The sequence below is a fragment of the Gordonia sp. 852002-51296_SCH5728562-b genome (assembly GCF_001665475.1).
GTDB classification, from domain to species: Bacteria; Actinomycetota; Actinomycetes; order Mycobacteriales; family Mycobacteriaceae; genus Gordonia; species Gordonia sputi.
Map to the genome: position 1 here is coordinate 1 of NZ_LZMI01000098.1, position 18835 is coordinate 18835.

The 18835-nt window shown below is 65.6% G+C and carries 16 protein-coding genes and 4 pseudogenes; 5 read left to right on the plus strand and 15 right to left on the minus strand.

Annotation, left to right across the window (positions count from 1 at the left end; genetic code table 11):
- Positions 1–895 precede the first annotated feature (895 nt).
- The gene (locus A5766_RS17225) at positions 896–1993 is read left to right on the plus strand and encodes a hypothetical protein (RefSeq protein ID WP_005203470.1); all 1098 of its coding nucleotides are present in this window, start codon (positions 896–898) and stop codon (positions 1991–1993) included.
- Between the two features lie 129 nt (positions 1994–2122).
- Here A5766_RS17225 and A5766_RS17230 read toward each other — a convergent pair.
- The 12 genes and pseudogenes from A5766_RS17230 to A5766_RS17280 form a co-directional block, all read right to left on the minus strand.
- Positions 2123–2772, minus strand: a pseudogene (locus tag A5766_RS17230) (PAS and ANTAR domain-containing protein).
- A 195-nt stretch (positions 2773–2967) separates the two neighbouring features.
- Positions 2968–3417, minus strand: coding sequence for a DUF1931 family protein (locus A5766_RS17235; RefSeq protein WP_005203465.1), 450 nt, complete (start codon positions 3415–3417; stop codon positions 2968–2970).
- A 53-nt stretch (positions 3418–3470) separates the two neighbouring features.
- Entirely contained in the window at positions 3471–3959 is a 489-nt protein-coding gene (locus A5766_RS25550; RefSeq protein WP_231894703.1) for an FAD-dependent oxidoreductase, read from the minus strand.
- 295 nt (positions 3960–4254) lie between these two features.
- Positions 4255–4599, minus strand: a pseudogene (locus A5766_RS25555) (Crp/Fnr family transcriptional regulator); the annotation flags it as partial.
- On the minus strand, positions 4577–4843 hold the full coding sequence (locus tag A5766_RS17245) for a UBP-type zinc finger domain-containing protein (protein WP_005180064.1): 267 nt from the start codon (positions 4841–4843) through the stop codon (positions 4577–4579). The pseudogene A5766_RS25555 and the gene A5766_RS17245, both read right to left, overlap by 23 nt.
- A complete protein-coding gene (gene trxA, locus A5766_RS17250; protein WP_012836059.1) occupies positions 4840–5292 on the minus strand; it encodes a thioredoxin in 453 nt (150 codons plus the stop codon). The genes A5766_RS17245 and trxA overlap by 4 nt, the downstream gene beginning before the upstream one ends.
- Before the next feature lie 14 nt (positions 5293–5306).
- Entirely contained in the window at positions 5307–7937 is a 2631-nt protein-coding gene (clpB, locus tag A5766_RS17255; RefSeq protein ID WP_064905671.1) for an ATP-dependent chaperone ClpB, read from the minus strand.
- Positions 7919–8248, minus strand: coding sequence for a chaperone modulator CbpM (locus A5766_RS17260; protein WP_005203459.1), 330 nt, complete (start codon positions 8246–8248; stop codon positions 7919–7921). The genes clpB and A5766_RS17260 overlap by 19 nt, the downstream gene beginning before the upstream one ends.
- On the minus strand, positions 8245–9183 hold the full coding sequence (locus A5766_RS17265; protein WP_005203458.1) for a DnaJ C-terminal domain-containing protein: 939 nt from the start codon (positions 9181–9183) through the stop codon (positions 8245–8247). The genes A5766_RS17260 and A5766_RS17265 overlap by 4 nt, the downstream gene beginning before the upstream one ends.
- Before the next feature lie 6 nt (positions 9184–9189).
- A complete protein-coding gene (locus A5766_RS17270; protein WP_005203457.1) occupies positions 9190–9714 on the minus strand; it encodes a nucleotide exchange factor GrpE in 525 nt (174 codons plus the stop codon).
- An 8-nt stretch (positions 9715–9722) separates the two neighbouring features.
- Positions 9723–11606 carry a molecular chaperone DnaK gene (gene dnaK / locus A5766_RS17275; protein WP_064870065.1) on the minus strand — a complete coding sequence of 628 codons (1884 nt, stop codon included), beginning with the start codon at positions 11604–11606 and terminating at the stop codon, positions 9723–9725.
- Positions 11607–11609: 3 nt separating this feature from the next.
- Positions 11610–12113 (minus strand): general stress protein, encoded by a 504-nt coding sequence (locus A5766_RS17280; protein WP_005203454.1) that lies wholly within the window; start codon positions 12111–12113, stop codon positions 11610–11612.
- An 850-nt stretch (positions 12114–12963) separates the two neighbouring features.
- Here A5766_RS17280 and A5766_RS17285 point away from each other — a divergent pair.
- The 4 genes and pseudogenes from A5766_RS17285 (at position 12964) to A5766_RS24045 (ending at position 17484) form a co-directional block, all read left to right on the plus strand.
- A complete protein-coding gene (locus A5766_RS17285; protein WP_231894699.1) occupies positions 12964–13986 on the plus strand; it encodes a S1C family serine protease in 1023 nt (340 codons plus the stop codon).
- Positions 13987–14089: 103 nt separating this feature from the next.
- Positions 14090–15245: pseudogene (locus tag A5766_RS25560) on the plus strand (transposase).
- A gap of 527 nt (positions 15246–15772) precedes the next feature.
- The gene (locus A5766_RS25140; protein WP_064905677.1) at positions 15773–16864 is read left to right on the plus strand and encodes a hypothetical protein; all 1092 of its coding nucleotides are present in this window, start codon (positions 15773–15775) and stop codon (positions 16862–16864) included.
- A 76-nt stretch (positions 16865–16940) separates the two neighbouring features.
- Positions 16941–17484: pseudogene (locus tag A5766_RS24045) on the plus strand (ISL3 family transposase).
- Positions 17485–17707: 223 nt separating this feature from the next.
- On the opposite strand, the gene A5766_RS17315 reads toward A5766_RS24045, so the two are convergent.
- The 3 genes from A5766_RS17315 to A5766_RS17320 form a co-directional block, all read right to left on the minus strand.
- A complete protein-coding gene (locus A5766_RS17315) occupies positions 17708–18046 on the minus strand; it encodes a hypothetical protein (RefSeq protein ID WP_064870063.1) in 339 nt (112 codons plus the stop codon).
- A gap of 144 nt (positions 18047–18190) precedes the next feature.
- Positions 18191–18349, minus strand: a complete 159-nt coding sequence (locus tag A5766_RS25145; protein ID WP_231894701.1) for a hypothetical protein — start codon at positions 18347–18349, stop codon at positions 18191–18193.
- The coding region (locus tag A5766_RS17320) for a TniB family NTP-binding protein (protein ID WP_231894702.1) at positions 18322–18835 on the minus strand (514 nt) is incomplete at its 5' end. The genes A5766_RS25145 and A5766_RS17320, both read right to left, overlap by 28 nt.

Here is an 18835-nt window from a genome sequence, read left to right on the forward strand (position 1 = left end):
GTGTCCCCGAACTCCAGGCTGTGGGTGCGAGTCGATCACACCTCCCGCCCTCCCCTGGCGTCGAAACGGCATCCGTACCAGCATCCTTCGTGCGTTACGGATCAACACGACCGCAACCCCGGGCTTTGCCTGCCCTGCCGAATTATCATGGCGCCCAACCGGACCGCGTCAAATCCGCTTTCGGCAACAACTCGCCACGCGCTGTCGCCTCGCTCCCGCTCGGCGCCGCTTGTTTCGCGGCGACTTCTCCCCGGCGCTCCATTGACACACCCCGGCGGGGCGAATGGTCGGCAGATAACAGGAAAAGCACCACCACCAGACGCATCGGGAACGCTCATGGTGCGGATTCTTCCGGCTGTCGGGTGTCGAGATGCAGTGAAGATTGACAGGACACGCCGCTACAGACTGACAGAGACTCGGTGAGACGAGAGCCGGTGAAGGTTTCATTCCGGGAAACCGCAGCTCAGAAGCCTTATAAAGCTGTGGTCGGCCCAGTTTATCTGCCCCGCCCATCTCGCTCATCTCCGCTGCATCTCGACATACAAAAATGTAGGTTCCGCGGATCGGTGTCACTTCGCGGATCTCCGACCTGCAGGTTCTCGCCGTCGTGTCAGTGCCTTATTCCCACGAACTTGTCAGAATCCTCAGCCTGGTCGCTATCCCGTAAGGAGATCGATGCCCAGTCATTGGCCCGTTTGCCCCTAATGGATCGATCAGCGGGGTGCACCGAGCGGACCAGATCCCGCGGGTTGTGGTCGTGTCCGCGGTGCATCCTCAGACGCTGCGGGGTGTCTACCGGACACGGACTGGCAGCCGATATCCGTGGCGGGCGCTGTGATCGACTCGCACCCACAGCCTGGAGTTCGGGGACACACCGGGCGGGTACGCGAAGGCGGTGACGGCGAACGAGCATCTGCAGGCGGGGCACTCCGGTGCCGCGGGTGAGCAGGTTTCGGTGCTGCTGATCGCGGATCCGGGCGAACCAGCGGCTCTTGCCGAACGCATCGCCGACTACCTGCCGGAACGCCTGCAAAGCCCTGACCGGCCCGAGCGCCGGTGGACGACCTGTGTGCGCCGCAAACCGTACCTGCCGGACGAGCAAGCCGATTTCACCGATGTCATCGACACGGTCGATCCGTCCTCCGAACAGGAAGACATCGTCGTGTATCTCACCGATCTGCCGCGCCGGGAGGACACCCTGCCGGTGGTGGCCGACGTCAGCGTCGACCACAGATTCGCACCCATCTCGGTCGCCGGTGTGGGCGGCGTCCGGATCGAGCGCCGCATCCGCACCGTCACCGAACTCGCGCTCGCCCGCGTTCTCGGTGAACCCGAACTCATGCCTCCCGGCGCGGCGCGACGGTACCCGTGTGTGCAGATCAAGGACGGCATCCGATACTTGGCGCCCTCGGGACTGCGGCGACTGCGACTGCTGTCGGGGATGGTGCGGGCCAACCGGCCGTGGCGACTGGTCACCGGACTGTCGAAGGTGCTCGTCGGCGCCTTCGCCACGGGTGCGATCGCACTGGCCACCAACACGATCTGGTTGTTCGCCGACACGATGGGCCCATGGCGGATGAGTGCGGCGACGGTCCTGTCGATCGTGGCGATGATTCTCTGGCTGCTCGTCGAACACGAACTGTGGGAACGACCGAAGTCGCCGGAGGAGCGCGATCGTTCGGTTCTGTACAACACCGCCACCGTCGTCACCCTGGTCATCGGCGTGATCGTCCTCCACGTGGCTTTGTTCGGCCTGCTGCTGTTCACCGCGTGTCTGACTCTTCCCCCGGAACTGCTGTCCCGCATTCTCGGGCACGGGGTGAATTTTTCCGACTACCTCACCCTCGCCTGGCTACTGGCGTCCATCGCGACCATCGGTGGGGCGCTCGGGTCGGGTCTCGAGGACGACGCCGCCGTCAGGGAGGCGGCGTACGGGGTCCGGCAGCGGCAACGCATCGAGCAGACGCGACAACCGTCGAACGAGGCGGGATGATCATTGCCGGCGCAGCGCGCGCGACCCAGCCGTCCCCGGATGCGCGGGTGCCAGATCGGGTGCTCGACCGGTCGGCAGCCCGGTCCAGGTTTCGTTTGACTCCCTACACCCCGCGGGACTGTCACTCACTCAGCCCTGTTGCCGGGTTCGCTGGTGGGCGGTGAGCAGAAGGTGGTCGAACCGGGTCCGTAGGTCCGCAGCGGGTTCGCACTCGACGAATCCGGTGACGAGTTGTTCGGCGATCGTGCGAAGTCGGGTGTTGGTCTGCTGGGAACACCAGGTGAGAACGTCGAAGGCGCGGTCGGCGGGTATCCCGTAGACCAGCATCAGTGCGCCCGTGGCCTGTTCGATTACCGCCCGCGACTCGGCGAGTTCGGCGACCGCCGCGTCGACCGACTCCTTGACATCGCTGCGGTAGGACTGGGTGATGTCATGTAGAAGCCGGTGGTCCCGATCACGGCGTCTGTGTCGTCGTGCAAGAGGTCGCCGACGACCACGACGAGGTGAACTTTGCCGGCGGTGTCGATGATGCGGTGTTTGCTGCTGAACGGTTCGGCGTCACTGATCATCCGTTCGAGGACGCGGGCGACGCGCCGGTGATCCTCGGGATGCTTGTGGGACAGCAGCAGTTCGGTGGTCGGCGTGACGTCCCCGGGCCGGTAGCCGTGCATCTGGGCGACGGCGTCGGACCATTCCCACCGCTGACCGTCGAGGAAGAATCGGAAGCTGCCGACCCGCTGCGGCTCCCCACCGAACACCTGCTCTGAATCCGCCCCAATTTCTCTCGCACCAGGCACTGCGTCTCACTCCCGCTCGCTTCTCAGGCGTGCGCTCTAGCTGGACTTCCCGCTACGGCCAAGGCCGAGATGGACCCGCACACGTCCTGCACGTTTGCGATTTGGGTGACGGTGTAGTCGCCGACGTCGCAGTGGGGTGGGAAATCGATCTCTGTCGCCCCCGGCAGCCGCCCGGGGTCAGAGCAGTAGGTGGAAGATGTCGAAGGCGACGCTCCATTCGGCGGTCCCGGGGTTCTTGCGGTCCGGCTCGACCGTGACGAAGGTATGCGCCAGCGCCACGCTCAGGCCTCCGGCGATCAGCGGCAGTCGTTGCTCGGTCTCCTCGGAGAGAGCCACGTCCAAGGATGGCCGGGCCGCCAGTTGGTCGAGCAGAGGTTGTAGTTCGATCTCCTCGTCCAGCTTCTCGAACCGGTGGATGCTCTCCTGCAGCCCCTTGGTGATCGGCAGGTCCCACGGTTCGATCACGTCCCGCAGGTTTGCTTTGGCCGAGGTCTTGCCGATCAGGATCAGGTCGTAGATCTTGTCGTCGATGAAATCCGTATAGCGCTTGAGGTCGTTCCGGTCGACCTGTAGTCCGGCCGCTGCCCGGAAGAACCGCTGGAATTTGACGGTGCCCACCACTGGCATGTCGTCAGCTCCTTTCGAAGTATTCATGGATTTGTCGTACCGCCATCGCTCCTTCACCGACAGCGGGCCTCGATTCCCGAAACCTCCAACTTGCGATATCGCGCCCCGGTGGCGAGCACGACCGCCCGGGCGCGGATCTCGCCGCCGTCCGCCAGCCGGAGCACATGGTGCCCGGCCTCGGAGCCGAGGCCGGCGACGTCCGCCGACACCAGGAGGCGGGCGCCGAATTTCCCGGCCTGGATTATGGCGCGCTCCGCCAATTCGGCGCCGGAGACCCCTGCCGGGAAGCCCAGGTAGTTCTCGATCCGGGAGGAGGTACTGGCTTGGCCGCCGGCGGCGATCGACTCCAGTGTCACCGTGTTCAACCCGTCCGAGGCGCCGTACACGGACGCGGCCAGACCCGCCGGTCCGGCACCTACGACGACGAGGTCGCACACGTCCTTCGCTGCGTCCGGGACCGAGTCCGGGACCGGGAGCCCGACGATGCGGGCGAGTTCGGGGTTCGTCGGATTGCGCAGCACTTTCTCGCCGTGCCAGATCACGACGGGAGTGTCCTCTGGGGCGACACCCAGGCTTTGCAGCAGCTGCTCCGCCCGTTCGTCTTGCTCCAGATCGATCCATTTGTGGGGCAGCCGGTTGCGGCATCGCGAATTCGCGAAGCCGCAACGTGTCCGGGGAATAGCAGGAGCCGATGATCCGGAACCCCGCGCCGAGCCCGATCAGTAGGTGCCGGCGGATCAGGTAGGCGCGCAGGATCAGGTCGCTGAGCACGAGGTCGTGGGCGACGAGCTCGCGCACCCGCTCGGCTGGGACGACGAGCACCTCGCCGTTCTCGATCGCTTCGGCGGTGAAGAACGCCACCTGGCCTTCCAGCAGTCCGAGCTCGCCCAGGAATCGGCCCGGACCGTGCAGGCGCAGTATCCGGCGTTCGCCGTCCTCGGCGCCCTCGTCGATGATCGCGACCTTGCCGGTGAGGACGACGAAGAAGTCGCTGCTGCGGGTGCCCGCTCGGATCAGCACCTCGCCGGCGTGAACCGATCGACGTGTGCCTCCGGTCTCGAGCGTCGTGATCTGGTCGTCCGTCAGCCGCGGGAATGCTCCGACTGTATCCGGGGTCTCGTCGTCGACGAGCTGACCGTCGCCCAGGCGTGGGGCGTCCTCAGACGAAGTTCTGGTCGACATAACACCAGCGCCAATCTTCACCGGGTTCCATCGACTGGACGATCGGATGGCCGATGGTGTGAGCGTGTGCGCTCGCGTGCTTGCCCGGCGAGGAGTCGCAGCAACCGACGTGTCCGCACGTCAGGCACAGCCTCAGATGTACCCACGGGGTGCCGAGGCGAAGACATTCCTCGCAACCTTGTGGAGTGCGGGGCACCACGGCCCGGATCGCGGTCACGTGCGGGTCGGCATGGACCGAGGTCATGGCTTCGCCTCCTTGCCTGCATTTTCCGAGAGCGCCTGATCGAGCCACGTGCGCAGCTGGGGTACCGGAGCTGCGCCCGCCTGACGAGCGAGTACCTCACCTCGGTCCATCACCAGCAGCGTCGGTACGGCGCGGACGGTGAACCGTTCGGCCGTCTGGGGCGCAGCGTCCACGTCAACCTTGACGAGCTTGATCTGACCTGCGCGTTCTGTGGCGAGCTGCTCGAGCGCGGGGCTGACCATGCGGCACGGAGCGCACCACGTCGCCCAGAGGTCAACGAGTACAGGCACCGAGGATTTCTCGGCGACCTCCGCGAAGTCGCCGTCCCCTGCCGAGGCGATCCAGGGCAGCGGCTCGTGGCAGTTCCCGCAGCGGGGTCTCCCGTCCCCGGCCGCCGGTACCTTGTTGACCTTGCCGCAGTGTGGGCACTTCACCTTGTCGGATCCCATGACGACACCTCTTCTCAGGCCGCGATGGCGGGTTCCGTATATGCGACGGACAGTTCGCCGTCATCGACCGTGACACTGATGGTGCCGCCCGGTTCGATTTCGCCGCGCAACAGCGCACGACCGATCTTGGTTTCGACCTCATGGGCGATATACCGCCGCAGCGGCCGCGCACCGTAGACCGGGTCGAAACCGTGTTCGGCGATGAGCCGGCGTGCTTCCGGCGTGATATCCAGGTGTATCTGGCGCTCCGACAATCTGTTCCGAAGATCGGTGAGTTGTAGCTCGACGATGTGCTCGATCTGGGGCAGCGTGAGCGGGGTGAACAACACGATGTCGTCGACCCGGTTGAGGAACTCGGGACGGAAGTGCCCGCGCAGTTCCGCCAGCACACGCTCCCGGGCGTCCGGCTTGATCTCGCCGTCCGCTGTGACTCCCTCGAGCAGATGCTGGGATCCGATGTTCGAGGTCATGATGATCACCGTGTTCCGGAAATCGACCTGCCTGCCTTGAGAATCGGTGATCCGGCCGTCATCGAGCACCTGCAGCAGGGTATTGAAGACGTCGGCATGGGCCTTCTCGATCTCGTCGAAGAGCACCACGGAGTACGGCTTGCGACGCACCGCCTCGGTGAGCTGACCCCCCTCGTCATACCCGACGTACCCGGGGGGCGCACCGATGAGCCTACTCACCGTGTGCCGCTCCTGGTACTCGCTCATATCCAGGCGCACCATGTTGTCTTCGCTGTCGAAGAGCGCACTGGCCAACGTCTTCGCGAGCTCGGTCTTCCCCACACCTGTCGGTCCCAGGAAGATGAACGAACCGATCGGCCGGCGCGGATCACGGATGCCGGACCTCGCCCGGATCACCGCGTCTGCGACCAGTTGCACAGCCTCGTCCTGACCGACGACCCGCTCGTGCAGGATCTCGTCGAGCTTCAACAGCTTCTCCCGCTCGCCTTCCTGCAGTCGAGCGACCGGGATACCCGTCCATGCGGCCACGATCTCTGCGATCTCGTCTTCGGTGACCACCTCGCGCAGCAACGGATTCCGGCCTTGCCTGGTAGCCAATTGCTCCTCCGCCGCCTTGAGTTTGCGTTCGAGTTCGGTGATCTCGCCGTATCGCAGCTCGGCGGCCCGATTGAGGTCGTAATTGCGTTCGGCCTCCTCGGCCTCGTGTCGCAATCGTTCCAGCTCTCCCCGCAGCTCCTGCACCCGACGGATCGCTTGGCGCTCCGCCTCCCACTGAGCGTGCCGGGCGTCGGCCTCGGCCCGCAGATCGGCCAGCTCCTTACGCAACTCCTCGAGACGCGCCTTGCTGGCCGCGTCCGTTTCCTTGGACAGCGCGGCCTCCTCGATCTCCAGCCGGGTCACCTTCCGGGTGAGCTCGTCGAGTTCGGCGGGCATCGAATCGATTTCGGTTCGTAGCCGCGCGCACGCCTCGTCTACCAGATCGATCGCCTTGTCCGGAAGGAAACGGTCGGTGATGTACCGGTGCGAGAGGGTCACGGCGGCCACCAGTGCGCCGTCCTGAATCTTCACGCCGTGAAACACCTCGAGGCGTTCTCGAAGTCCGCGCAGAATCGAGATTGCATCCTCGACACTGGGCTCGTCGACGAGAACGGTCTGGAATCGACGCTCCAATGCTGCATCGGATTCGATGTGCTTGCGATACTCGTCGAGAGTGGTGGCACCGATCATGTGCAGTTCGCCGCGGGCGAGCATCGGTTTGAGCATGTTGCCGGCGTCGAGAGATCCCTCGCCGCCGACCGATCCTGCGCCGACGACGGTGTGTAACTCGTCGACGAACAACAGGATGCGCCCCTCGGCCGCTTTCACCTCGGACAGCACCGCCTGCAGCCGTTCCTCGAACTCGCCGCGGTACTTCGCGCCGGCCACCAGGGAACCCATGTCGAGCGAGAAGATCGTTTTGTCGCGTAGGCCCTCGGGCACGTCGCCGCGGACGATCCGCTGGGCGAGGCCCTCGACGATCGCGGTCTTACCGACGCCGGGGTCGCCGATCAGCACCGGATTGTTCTTCGTCTTCCGGCTCAGGATCTGCGTTACCCTGCGGATCTCGGCATCTCGGCCGATGACCGGATCGAGTTTGCCTGCCCGCCCCTCGGAGACGAGGTCGCGTCCGTACTTCTCGAGCGCCTCGTACGCCCCTTCCGGGGTGGCCGAGGTGACGCGCTGATTGCCGCGCACTTTCGTCAGCGCCGTGAGGAAGGCGTCTCGTGTGACCCCATGACTGGTGAGAACCCGTCCGGCCGCACTGGTCGACCCCTCCTCGGAGAGGGCCATCACGAGATGCTCCACCGACACGTAGGAATCCTTGAGTCGCTTTGCCTCTCGTTCCGCGGCGTCGAGCAGTTTGGCCAGGCGCTGGGTGATCGTCACCTGACCGGGTGTCGCGCCGGGGCCGCTGACCTTCGGCCTACGCGACAGTTCACGTTCCAGATCGGAGCGTAGGGCATCGACGTTCGCGCCGGCCTGCTCGAGCAGTCGGGGTACCAACCCTTCCTGCTGATCGACCAACGCGAGCAGCAGGTGCTCTCCGTCGACCTCGGTGTGACCCATTCTGGTCACGACGTTCTGGGCTTCCTGCAGGGCTTCTCGTGACTTTTCAGTCAGGCTGCCGGTGTCCATGGGGGTGTCCTCCTTCTGCGGGACGCTGCTTCGAGTTTCTCGATTCGATCCAGCAGATCGAGCACGAGCCCGATTGCCGAGTAGTTCAGGCCTAGACCCGTCCGCAGCCGTTGGATGCGGGCAGCGTGGGCCACTGCTGACGGTTCGAACAATATTTCGCCGCCGGGGTCGCGGCGTGCGTCGATCAGGCCGAGAGCCACAAGCTTTCGTGCCAGGTCGGGGTGCAGCCCGGTACGTTCGGCGAAGACATCCAGCGACATTCCGGTACGGCGAACCAATATGTACTGGGTGCCCGGGGTCGGGGTGCTCATGGCTGTTTCCTCGGATCGAAGTTCGATTCGGCGGCCAACTGTTCGAACAGCTCGCGTTCGCGTGCTGTCGGTTTCGGCGGCACCATCACCTTGATTTCGGCGTAAAGGTTGCCGTTGGCGCCCCGCGGATTGGGCATGCCTTCTCCGCGCAGGCGCAGCTTCCTACCTGTCGACGAGCCCGGCACCACTTTGACTTTCGCCTCGCCACCGGGAGTGGGAACGGCGACCGTCGCGCCGAGGGCTGCTTCCCAGGGGGAGACGGGCAGGTCGACGTAGATGTCCCGGCCCTGGACGCGGAACCGGGGGTGCGGTCTGATCCGCACCACGAGGTACAGATCCCCGGGCGGCGCGTCGCCGTTGCCCCGGCCCCCTTGCCCGGCCAGCCGGATTCGCTGGCCGTCCAGGACACCGACCGGAATGTCGACGTCGTACTGCCGTCCGTCCAGACGGAGAGTGCGTTTGCCGCCCCGATACGCTTCTTCCAGGGTCAGTTCCAGTTCCGCTTCCTGATCGGCGCCGGGAATCGGCCCGTACCCGCCACCGCCGCCGAACATCTGCCCGAAGAGGTCCTCGAAGTCGACGCCGCCCTCGCCACCGACACCGCGACCGAAGTGCACCCTTCTGCCCCCGCCCCCACCGCCGTACCCGCCGCCGCCGAACCCGCCGCCGTACCCACCGGCGCTTGCCCGGACCCGTTCGTCGTAGTCCTCGGGCACACGCCGGAAGTCGTCACCGAATCGGTCGTAGCGTTTCCGGGTGTCCGGGTCGGACAACACCTGGTAGGCCTCGTTGGCCTCCTTGAACCTGTCCTCCGCAGTGGGGTCCTTGTTCACGTCGGGGTGATACTTGCGGGCCAACTTGCGGTAGGCCTGCTGGATTTCGTCGGTGCCGGCGCCCCGAGAAACCCCGAGCACTTCGTAGTAGTCACGCGCCATCGGTGCTCACCCCTCGGGGCGGCTGACGACCACCGCGGCGGGACGCAACTGCCGCCCGTCCTCTCCATAGCCCGGGCGCAAGACCTCGACCACGGTCCCGGAGGGAAGGTCGGGTTGGGCCACCACACTGACCACTTCATGGAGCTCCGGAGAGAACGGCACACCGACCTCGTCGTGGCGCTCGAAGCCGAACCGTGACAGCACCTGCACCGCCTGATCCCGGATCGCCTTCACACCCTCTACGACGGCCTGAGGATCGCTGCCCGCATGGGCCAGCGCAAGCTCCAAATTGTCCAGTACCGGCAGCCACGCCGCGGAAACCTTCGCCACCTCCGCGGCGCGTTCACGATCCAGATCCTTGGCATACCGCTTGCGCAGGTTGTCCAGATCTGCGAGGGCCCTGCGCCAGCGGTCCTCGAGTTGAGCCAACTCGGCCCCCGTGTCGGTGCGATCAGGCGCCGTCTCGGTCTGATCCCCGTCGGTACCGTCGGTAGCCTGCTCGGTCGTCGAATGATCAGCAGACCTCTCCATCAAGTGCCTCAGCTCCGATCGAACTCGGCGTCGATCACGTCGTCATCATCCGACGACGCAGCCTCTGCGCCGCCGGCCTGGTGTCCGTCGCCGCCGCCGGCTTGGACCGGCGCGAGCCCGTAGAGCAGCTGCTGCAGCTCCGAGGTCAGGGGCTCTATCTCCGAGGGTGAAGCACCGTCTTTCACAGCCTTCCTGGCGTCGGCGATCAGCATCTCGGCACGCGCCTTGTCGTGCGGGGGCGCACTGTCACCGAGTTCGGCGAGTCGCCGTTCCACCTGGTAGGCAACCGAATCGAGCGCGTTGCGTGCGTCGACCGCCTTGCGCAGCTCCTCGTCCTCACCCCGGTTCCGTTCGGCCTCCGCAAGCATGCGCTCGACCTCACTCTGGTCCAGGTTGCCCTGCTCACTGATCGTGATGCTCTGCTCCTTGCCGGTGTCCTTGTCGCGGGCGGTGACGTTGAGGATGCCGTTAGCGTCGATATCGAAAGTGACTTCGACCTGGGCCTCGCCACGTGGCGCAGGTCGGATGTCTTCCAGCCGGAACCGGCCCAGCACCCGGTTGTCGGCGGCCCGTTCGCGTTCGCCCTGCAGCACCACGACGTCCACGGCGGACTGATTGTCTTCCGCCGTGGAGAACACTTCGCTGCGCCGGGCCGGGATCGTCGTATTGCGCTCGATGATCTTGGTCATCACCCCGCCCTGCGTCTCGACGCCGAGGGACAGCGGGGTGACGTCGAGCAACAGTACGTCGGAGACCTCACCTTTGAGCACGCCCGCCTGGACTGCGGCACCGAGCGCCACGACCTCGTCCGGGTTGACGCCCATGTGGGGGTCCTTACCGCCGGTGAGCCGGCGAACGAGTGCCTGTACCGCCGGAATGCGTGTCGAACCACCGACCAGGATCACCTCGTCGATGTCGTTGGCGGTGACCTTGGCGTCGCTCATCGCCTGCTTTACCGGACCGAGGCAGCGTTCCACCAGATCTGCCGTCAGATCCTCGAACTTCGATCGCATGATCGTGGTGGTGAGGTGTTTGGGACCGTTCGCGTCTGCGGTGACGAAGGGCAAGTTGACCTGGGCTTGAGTTACCGAGGACAACTCGACCTTGGCCTTCTCCGCGGCCTCGAAGAGGCGTTGCAATGCCTGCGCATCCTTGCGCAGATCGATGTTCTCCGCGCTCTGGAATTCGTCGGCAAGGTAGTCCACCAGGCGTCGGTCGAAGTCGTCTCCGCCGAGGTGGGAGTCGCCGGCCGTCGAGCGAACCTCGACTACTCCCTCGCCGACATCGAGCAGACTCACATCGAAGGTGCCGCCGCCGAGGTCGAAGACCAGTACGGTCTCGTGGGTCTGCTTGTCCATGCCGTACGCCAGTGCCGCCGCGGTCGGCTCGTTGATGATCCGCAGGACCTCGAGGCCCGCGATCCGGCCGGCGTCTTTGGTGGCGTTGCGCTGCGCGTCATTGAAATAGGCCGGAACGGTGATGACCGCTTCCTTCACCTTCTCACCGAGGAACTTGCTCGCGTCATCTACGAGCTTGCGCAGCACGAGGGCACTGATCTCCTCCGGCGCGTACTTCTTTCCCCGCACGTCGAATCGTGCCTCACCGTTGTCACCCGGCACGACGTCGAAGCTGACCGCTTTGGCCTCCTCGGAGATCTCGTCGTAATGACGTCCGATGAAGCGTTTCGCCGAGTAGATCGTGCCCTTCGGATTCAAGATCGCCTGCCGTCGGGCCAGCTGACCCACCAGGCGCTCGCCGCTATCGGTGAACGCCACCACCGACGGCGTCGTCCGCGCACCCTCGACATTGGAGATCACCACCGGCTCGCCGCCTTGCCAGCTTGCGATGACCGAGTTGGTGGTGCCCAGGTCTATACCCACAGCAGTCGCCATGACTCATTCCTTTCGATCGGTCCGGCCGGTGAGCAAGCGGACGGCTTCGTCCGCGACCTCGACATCGGCGAGGACTTCGTAGTGACGTGGTTGTAATGACTGGATTGAGGTGAAGTCGCGCCGGCCGCCCTGCAGCGCATACATGAGCAGGCCGAGCAGAGCGCCGACAACGGCGCCGAATACCAACCCGTAGAAGGCGAGCGCGAGGCCCGTGAGCAGCGGCTGGACCCAATCGAGTAACCCGAAGATCCAGCCGAACAGCGCACCCGTCAGCGCGCCCGCGGCGGCGCCGCGCAGAGCGGCCCAGCCGTAGTTCAATCGGCCGACGATCTGCTCGACCAGCTCGATGTCGCGACCGACGATGGCCAGTTTGTCTACCGTGAAATGCTGGTCGGAGAGGTAGTCGACGGCGCTCTCGGCGTCGGCATAGGTGTCGAATGTCGCAATCACCTGGCGAGCAGGTGGGTGTGGACTTACGGCGGAGGTTCCGCCACTGGACTCTGACATCCCGCCCCCTCGGCGTCGATGTTGTGGGGTTTCGCCGAGCCTGTGCGTACCGGTACGGCCCGGCCTTCGGACAACCGGTTGGGCTCACGAACGGCCCAACCGCAATGCGAGTTCTTCATCCGCCTTCGGGCGGTCAACACAATTCGCCTATCGACAGTCCTGGCTTGCAATCACTGAAATGATGCTAACCCTTGTCGGGGGCCGACGCAAATTCGCCTATCGGGCGTCGACAATAGAGGCGCAATGGCGTCCATACCTGCCCTGGGCATAGATGTCCGCCGGAACCCGCTCGAGGCGACCGGTACACGCAACTCCGGGTACCGGCCACTACTCCGGTGCGTCCACGAGTAGAACTCCCGATCCAGTCATCTTCGCAGCCGACGCGGTGAGTGGCAAGGCCCGCACAAGTCGAAAGCGGGAAGCGAATTCCGCAATGACAGTACAGTCGCTGACACGCTGGCAATAGCCGTTCCTTCATGCTCACGTACAGGAGCAGGTGCTCGATGGCGGAACGACAAGTTCCTGGCGCCGAGAGAACCGGCGGGAGAAATCCATTTTCCAAACGGTCGGTTTATCCATCCACTGGAGCCATGCCCACCGGATTCCACTGGGCGGCAACCGAATCGGAGACGTTCCAGATTAGAATTGTATGAAAAAGTTGGTAGCGCAACAAGATAGGAAGCATCTTGGCTCTCAGTGGTGGAGCATGCGCGCTGCCGTTCGTCGATGCCGGTTGCCTGGGTGCATCGAAGCGGTTCGGTGACCGGTCTCGGGCGCCGCCGGGGGTATGTTGATCGGGTGGGCCCGCTCGCGGCAGGTGCAAGTAGGAGACCGATTCCTCACGGAGGCGGTGGCTGATGCGCGTACCGTCGACCGTACGTTCCTCGATCTGGGTGCCGCTGGTCGCGATCGTGGTCCTCCTCCTCGCGGGATGCGGCGCATCGGCTCCCACCACCTGACGCCCTCAGCGGGACCTGCCGTAGACCTGCCGGCACTGGTCCGGCAGGTGGAGGCCTCGGTCGTCACCGTGCTTACCGGGTCCGGTGTGGGCAGCGGCATCGTCTACAAGACCGACGGCACCGTCGTCACCAACGCCCACGTGGTCGAGGGTGCCCGGCAGGTGAGTGTGGCCTTCGCGGACGGGCAACAGGTGTCCGCGAACGTGCGGGCCGTCGATCGTGTGACCGACGTCGCGGTCCTTCAAGCGGACCGCACGGATCTGACTGCGGCGACGTTCGAGACAGCGTTGCCAGAGGTCGGCGCGCTCGCCGTAGTCGTGGGCAGTCCGCTGGGGTTCGAGGCCACGGTCACCTCGGGCATCATCTCAGGATTGCACCGTCAGATCCCCGGGTCGGCTTCCACCGGGGCGCCGCTAGTCGACCTGATCCAGACCGACGCCGCGATCTCGCCGGGTAACTCCGGGGGTGCCCTGATCGACGGACAAGGGCGGGTCGTGGGGATGAGCCAGGCCTACATTCCCCCGTCGGCGGGTGCGGTGGCTCTGGGCTTCGCCATCCCCGCGGCGAATGTCGTCGACGTCGCAGACCAACTGCTGGCCTCGGGAACTGCCCAGCATGCGTACGTCGGCATTCAGCCCGGCACGCTGAGCCCGCAGATCGCCGAACAACTGGCAGTCGACCGCACCAGCGGTGCCGTCGTCCTCGAGGTCGTCCCGCTCGGTCCGGCTGCGACGGCGGGTATCCGGCCGGGCGATGTCATCACCGCGGTCAACGGCCACGACATCGAGTCGGCGGAGGACTTCATCGCGGCGCTCCGTGCCCTCGACCCGGGCGATCGAGTCGATTTGACCGTGCTCCGCGGTGGCGAGACCCAGCAGATCTCGGTCACAGTGACAGACCACCCCGCCAGCTGAACGGGCTCTTCGCGCTTGAGCGGGGTGCCCGGTAGTTGAATGGGGCTCGTGGCCCCGACATGCTGTTGGTCTCTCACAACGCGACAACAGCGAGGCCACGAGCATGAACGAGGGTACGTCAGTGCTGCTCGGGCTGGAGGACGAGTTCACCGTCCTGCAGCTCGAACGAATCGATGCCGACACGGTGCGTGTCGTCATCGAGGTCATCGACCCGGAGGGCGCCTGCCCCGAGTGCGGGGTGCTCACCTCAAGGATCAAGGAGCGGCCACTGGTTCGAGTCAAGGACTTGCCTGCCTCCGGCCAAAGAACCGATCTGTGGTGGCTCAAACGGCGCTTGGTGTGCCGCGAACCGGCCTGTGGGACAGCGACATTCACGCAGCAGTCCCGCGCTGTGCCGGCACGGTCGCGGCTCACGACCCGGCTACGAGAGAAGATCGGTTCGGCGATCGCGTCGGGCAACCGCGCCGTCAGCGAGGTCGCTAGCGAGTACCAGGTGGCGTGGTCGACCGCGCACCGGGCGCTCATCGCACTGGCCAACCAGTGGCTGCCCGAGCCGGAACCCACCCGCGTGCTCGGCATCGACGAGACCCGCGCCCGGTCGGTGCGCTGGGTGCTCGAAGAGGCCGGCTGGACACGGTCGAACCCGTGGATGACCTCGTTCGTCAACGCCGACCCCACCCTGCCCGGGCACCTTCTCGGGCTGCCCCCGGGACGCTCCGGGGCGTGCGTGATCGACTGGCTCGCGCTGCAGACACCCGCGTTCCGGGCCGGCATCGACCTGGTCGTGATCGACCCGTCCGCGCCGTACGCGGGCGGGATCCGCACCGCCCTGCCGGACGCGCGGATCGCAGTCGACAAGTGGCATCTCGTCGCCCTCGCCAACCTCATGGTCACCCAGGTCCGTCAACGGATCACCCGGCAACTGCACGGCCGCCGCGCATGCCGTCAAGGAACGCCTGCGCCTGCTGCTGGCCGAACACCAGCCGCACCAGATCCGGCGCAGGCTGTACGACTTCTACGACGCCACCGCCCGCGCCGACATGGAGGAAACCAGCCGCCTGGCGACCACGATCGACACCTGGTGGCCAGCGGTGCTCGTCGCGCTCACCGAGGACGTGACCAACGCCCGCACCGAGGGCTTCAACCGGATCATCAAGCAAACCAAGCGTGTCGGATGCGGCTTCACCAACATGGACAACTACCGAAGGCGCATCATGGTCCACATCGCCCTCACCCGAGGGCAGAGACCAGCAGCATGAAATCAGCACACGCCCCGCTCAAACGCGGAGAGCCATTTATCTCTGCAGTAAACGCCCGGCCCGTCTTCGGCGCCTCGTGCCACACATGCCTTCCCGCTCGGGTTGCGGCGGGCCATAATTCGCCTTTCACGTGCCCGGCTTGCCGTCTTCGGAGCTGGGCCTTGACACCCCTGCACCGGGTACCCCCGCATCAGTACCGCACCTGCCGCTGGGCAGTCGATGCATCACCTGTCCGAACGGAATCGACCGGCCCCACGCTGATCACTGCTCCCACACCGCCGAAGCACTTCAACCGATCCGTCACTGCAGCATCATCGAGAAGCCGTCCTCGACACCGGCAGGTCCCGGGCCCGCTGGCTGTGATGTCTTCGCGCTGGCGGCGTCGGCGGGGAGAGGATTTCGCAGTGAGCAGCACCGCTCTCTCCGGGATCGAGGCGACCACCGAATCCGGCCCGCGGTGCTGCACGAAACCTTGGGGCTCCATCGAGCCAGTGGCAATCGGCCCGTGGTTGCCTCACCATGGAGCGGTGACTGCTAAGCGTTGCCGATCCACCGCCGATCCTGCCGAACCCCTTTCCGATGCCGAGCTGCTCATCGGCCTGGTGGTCTCACCATCCCTGAGTGCGATGCTCGGCCCCGAGGTCACCACCTCGGTGCGCAAGATTTTGGTGCAGCGGTATCCGGGAGTGCGCTGGCAACTGAAGATGGCCGAAGACCGGCTGGTCGATCCACCCACCGAGACCTTGGACCTGCTGGAGGCGGCCCGAAACCGCGTGCTGGAGGAGAACTGGGATTTGGCCGTGGTGCTCACCGAGATCCCCCTGAAGACCGGCCGACGTCGGGTGCTCACCCAGCTCAGCCCCGTGCACGGGGTAGGACTGGTCTCCGTCCCAACCCTGGGAGCCGTGCACGTGCGGCAGAAGGTGCAAGAGACCACCGTGCACGTGGTCGGGCAGCTCCTGGGCTACGACGCCGAAGACCTCAACGCCCAGCGGGATCTTGCTCGAAGAGCCCACCAGCTGTCCACCGATCTCGACGAACGCCCGGACGACAACGTCGTGCAGTTCACGGCCCGAGTGCTGAGCGGCAACGTGCGGTTGCTGCTGGGCATGATCCGCGCCAACCAGCCTTGGGCCTTCGTGGCCCGGCTCTCCCGGGCGATGGTCGTGGCAGCGGCCACCGGCATGCTGACATTGGTGGCCTCGGACCTATGGGTACTGGCCATGGCCTACGGGCCGGTGCGCCTGGTCCTGCTGGCGGTGATGGCGATCGGGGCGGTGAGTGCCACCCTGATCCTGGGAGCCGACTTGTGGGAGCGCCCACGGCGGCGAGCCCAACGTGAGCAGGTGATCCTGTTCAATTTGGCCACCACCGCGACCGTGGCCATCGGGGTTGTGGTGTTCTACCTCGGCTTATTCATCCTGTCCTGGGTCGGCGCGCTGCTGCTCATCGACGAGCAGGTACTGGCCGGTGTCGCCGGTCACCCAGTGAACGCTTTGGACTACGCGAAGATCAGCTGGCTCACCGCCAGCCTGGCCACCGTGGGCGGAGCACTAGGAGCTGGCCTGGAGGACGACGATGTGGTGCGCGCCGCTGCCTACACCCGGTCCAGCACCTGACACAGCCCCAGCACAGAAGAAACTGAAACATCTACGCGTTGATGCCACGTCTATGCAGGTGTCATTGCCGGTCGCGATGACTTGGTGGGCTCAGCGCAGTGCGCTGCCTCGTACTCGGCGGGTGGGGCGTTGCCGAGGCGGGTGTGCGGGCGGGCGCTGTTGTACCTGTCGATCCGGGATCCGCACCGCCCTGCCGGACGCGCGGATCGCAGTCGACAAGTGGCATCTCGTCGCCCTCGCCAACCTCATGGTCACCCAGGTCCGTCAACGGATCACCCGGCAACTGCACGGCCGCCGCGCATGCCGTCAAGGAACGCCTGCGCCTGCTGCTGGCCGAACACCAGCCGCACCAGATCCGGCGCAGGCTGTACGACTTCTACGACGCCACCGCCCGCGCCGACATGGAGGAAACCAGCCGCCTGGCGACCACGATCGACACCTGGTGGCCAGCGGTGCTCGTCGCGCTCACCGAGGACGTGACCAACGCCCGCACCGAGGGCTTCAACCGGATCATCAAGCAAACCAAGCGTGTCGGATGCGGCTTCACCAACATGGACAACTACCGAAGGCGCATCATGGTCCACATCGCCCTCACCCGAGGGCAGAGACCAGCAGCATGAAATCAGCACACGCCCCGCTCAAACGCGGAGAGCCGCTGAACGACTATTCCAAGAACGACCAAAACGGGGCGGGCGGGATCTGTGTTGCGGGCGGTCCGGCCCGCAGCGTTGCGGGTATCGCAGGCGTTGAGCAGCATTACCGTCCGCGTGTCCTTGGGACACAAAATTGGGAATACCAACTTCAACTTCGGGTCAGCCACGAACTGGGTGGACTGTCCTGTGCTCATCGGATTTGCTGACGCTCCTGATGGGCGCCGAGGGTGACGAGGGCCTCGATGCCGACTTTGTCGGCGGCGAGGTCGCAGAAGGCCTCGAATCGGGTCGTCGCGGCCGTCCTGTCGTATCGGGAGGTGGGATCGTCGATGTCGGTGGCCTCGGCCAGCGCGGTCAGATACCGCTGGGCCGTGCACAGGTCGTCGTTGGCCTCGATTACGGTGGCGTCGCGCAAGTCGTGCCGGCAGAACGGACGCACCTTCCGATCGGCGCTCTCGCGCGGACACCGTTGGGGGCAGTGCCATGGCGGGCCGTGGCTGCCGAGCCAGGTGGTGTCGGAGAATGGCACCTGCCCGCAACCGGGACACCGGGTCTGCAACCGCAGTCGGTGCCGCAGGCGGATCGGAAGCAACGGGTGCGCCCATTGCCTCTGCCAGATGCAGTCCGGCTCGGCCTCAGCCGCGCCGCCGGGGGCGCGGTGGAAGGTGTGGGGTCAGGCCGTGCGGGCGGCGGATTCGCCGGCATTGTCGATGGTGGTCGCGGCGATCAACTCCGGGGTGATCGTCTCGGTGCCGGAGGCGATCGCCAGGTAGCAGACGCGGTCGATGAGGTTGGTCAGCGACGCTATCCGGCCCTGTGTGCGCCGGTGCAACACCTTCGCCTGCTCGACGAGCATCCCCTCGTGGGCGTCGGCCAACTTGATGTGCCCCTCCAACGTGCGGAGCAGGTGATCCAACTCCGCAGCCCCGGATCGGTATCGACCGCGAACGGGACGACCGGGCAGCGGGTGGCACGGCGGCTGGTCTGCGCGTAGGCGGCCTGTTCCCCGAGCTGCCCTTCATCGAAGAACCGCTTCTCGGCGAGCTGAACTCCGACGTAGACGAACGTCGCCGCCATCTCGTTGGCCAGACCCTTGAGGTGGTTGGACACCTCGATGCCGTTGCGATGCTTGAAGTCCACGAAGTGCAGGTCGTCGAGCACGACCAACCGGGTTTCGCAGCTGGTGACACAGTCGACGGCCAACGCACCCAGCTTGGAGGTCGACGCCCGGTCGACGGCGGGAGGAATGATCAAGACCTGTGGATCAGGGAGGGCGTGCCTTCCCGTAAATATGATCCTGGTAGTCACTTGATCAAGT

Bases quoted from the DNA above. Each gene is read 5' to 3' on its own strand.
- A5766_RS17265 (WP_005203458.1), bottom strand. From the start codon at position 9,183: ATGGCGCGTGACTACTACGAAGTGCTCGGGGTTTCTCGGGGCGCCGGC.
- A5766_RS17270 (WP_005203457.1), bottom strand. From the start codon at position 9,714: ATGGAGAGGTCTGCTGATCATTCGACGACCGAGCAGGCTACCGACGGT.
- clpB (WP_064905671.1), bottom strand. From the start codon at position 7,937: ATGGACACCGGCAGCCTGACTGAAAAGTCACGAGAAGCCCTGCAGGAA.
- trxA (WP_012836059.1), bottom strand. From the start codon at position 5,292: ATGGGATCCGACAAGGTGAAGTGCCCACACTGCGGCAAGGTCAACAAG.
- dnaK (WP_064870065.1), bottom strand. From the start codon at position 11,606: ATGGCGACTGCTGTGGGTATAGACCTGGGCACCACCAACTCGGTCATC.
- A5766_RS17280 (WP_005203454.1), bottom strand. From the start codon at position 12,113: ATGTCAGAGTCCAGTGGCGGAACCTCCGCCGTAAGTCCACACCCACCT.
- A5766_RS17260 (WP_005203459.1), bottom strand. From the start codon at position 8,248: ATGAGCACCCCGACCCCGGGCACCCAGTACATATTGGTTCGCCGTACC.
- A5766_RS17235 (WP_005203465.1), bottom strand. From the start codon at position 3,417: ATGCCAGTGGTGGGCACCGTCAAATTCCAGCGGTTCTTCCGGGCAGCG.
- A5766_RS17245 (WP_005180064.1), bottom strand. From the start codon at position 4,843: ATGACCTCGGTCCATGCCGACCCGCACGTGACCGCGATCCGGGCCGTG.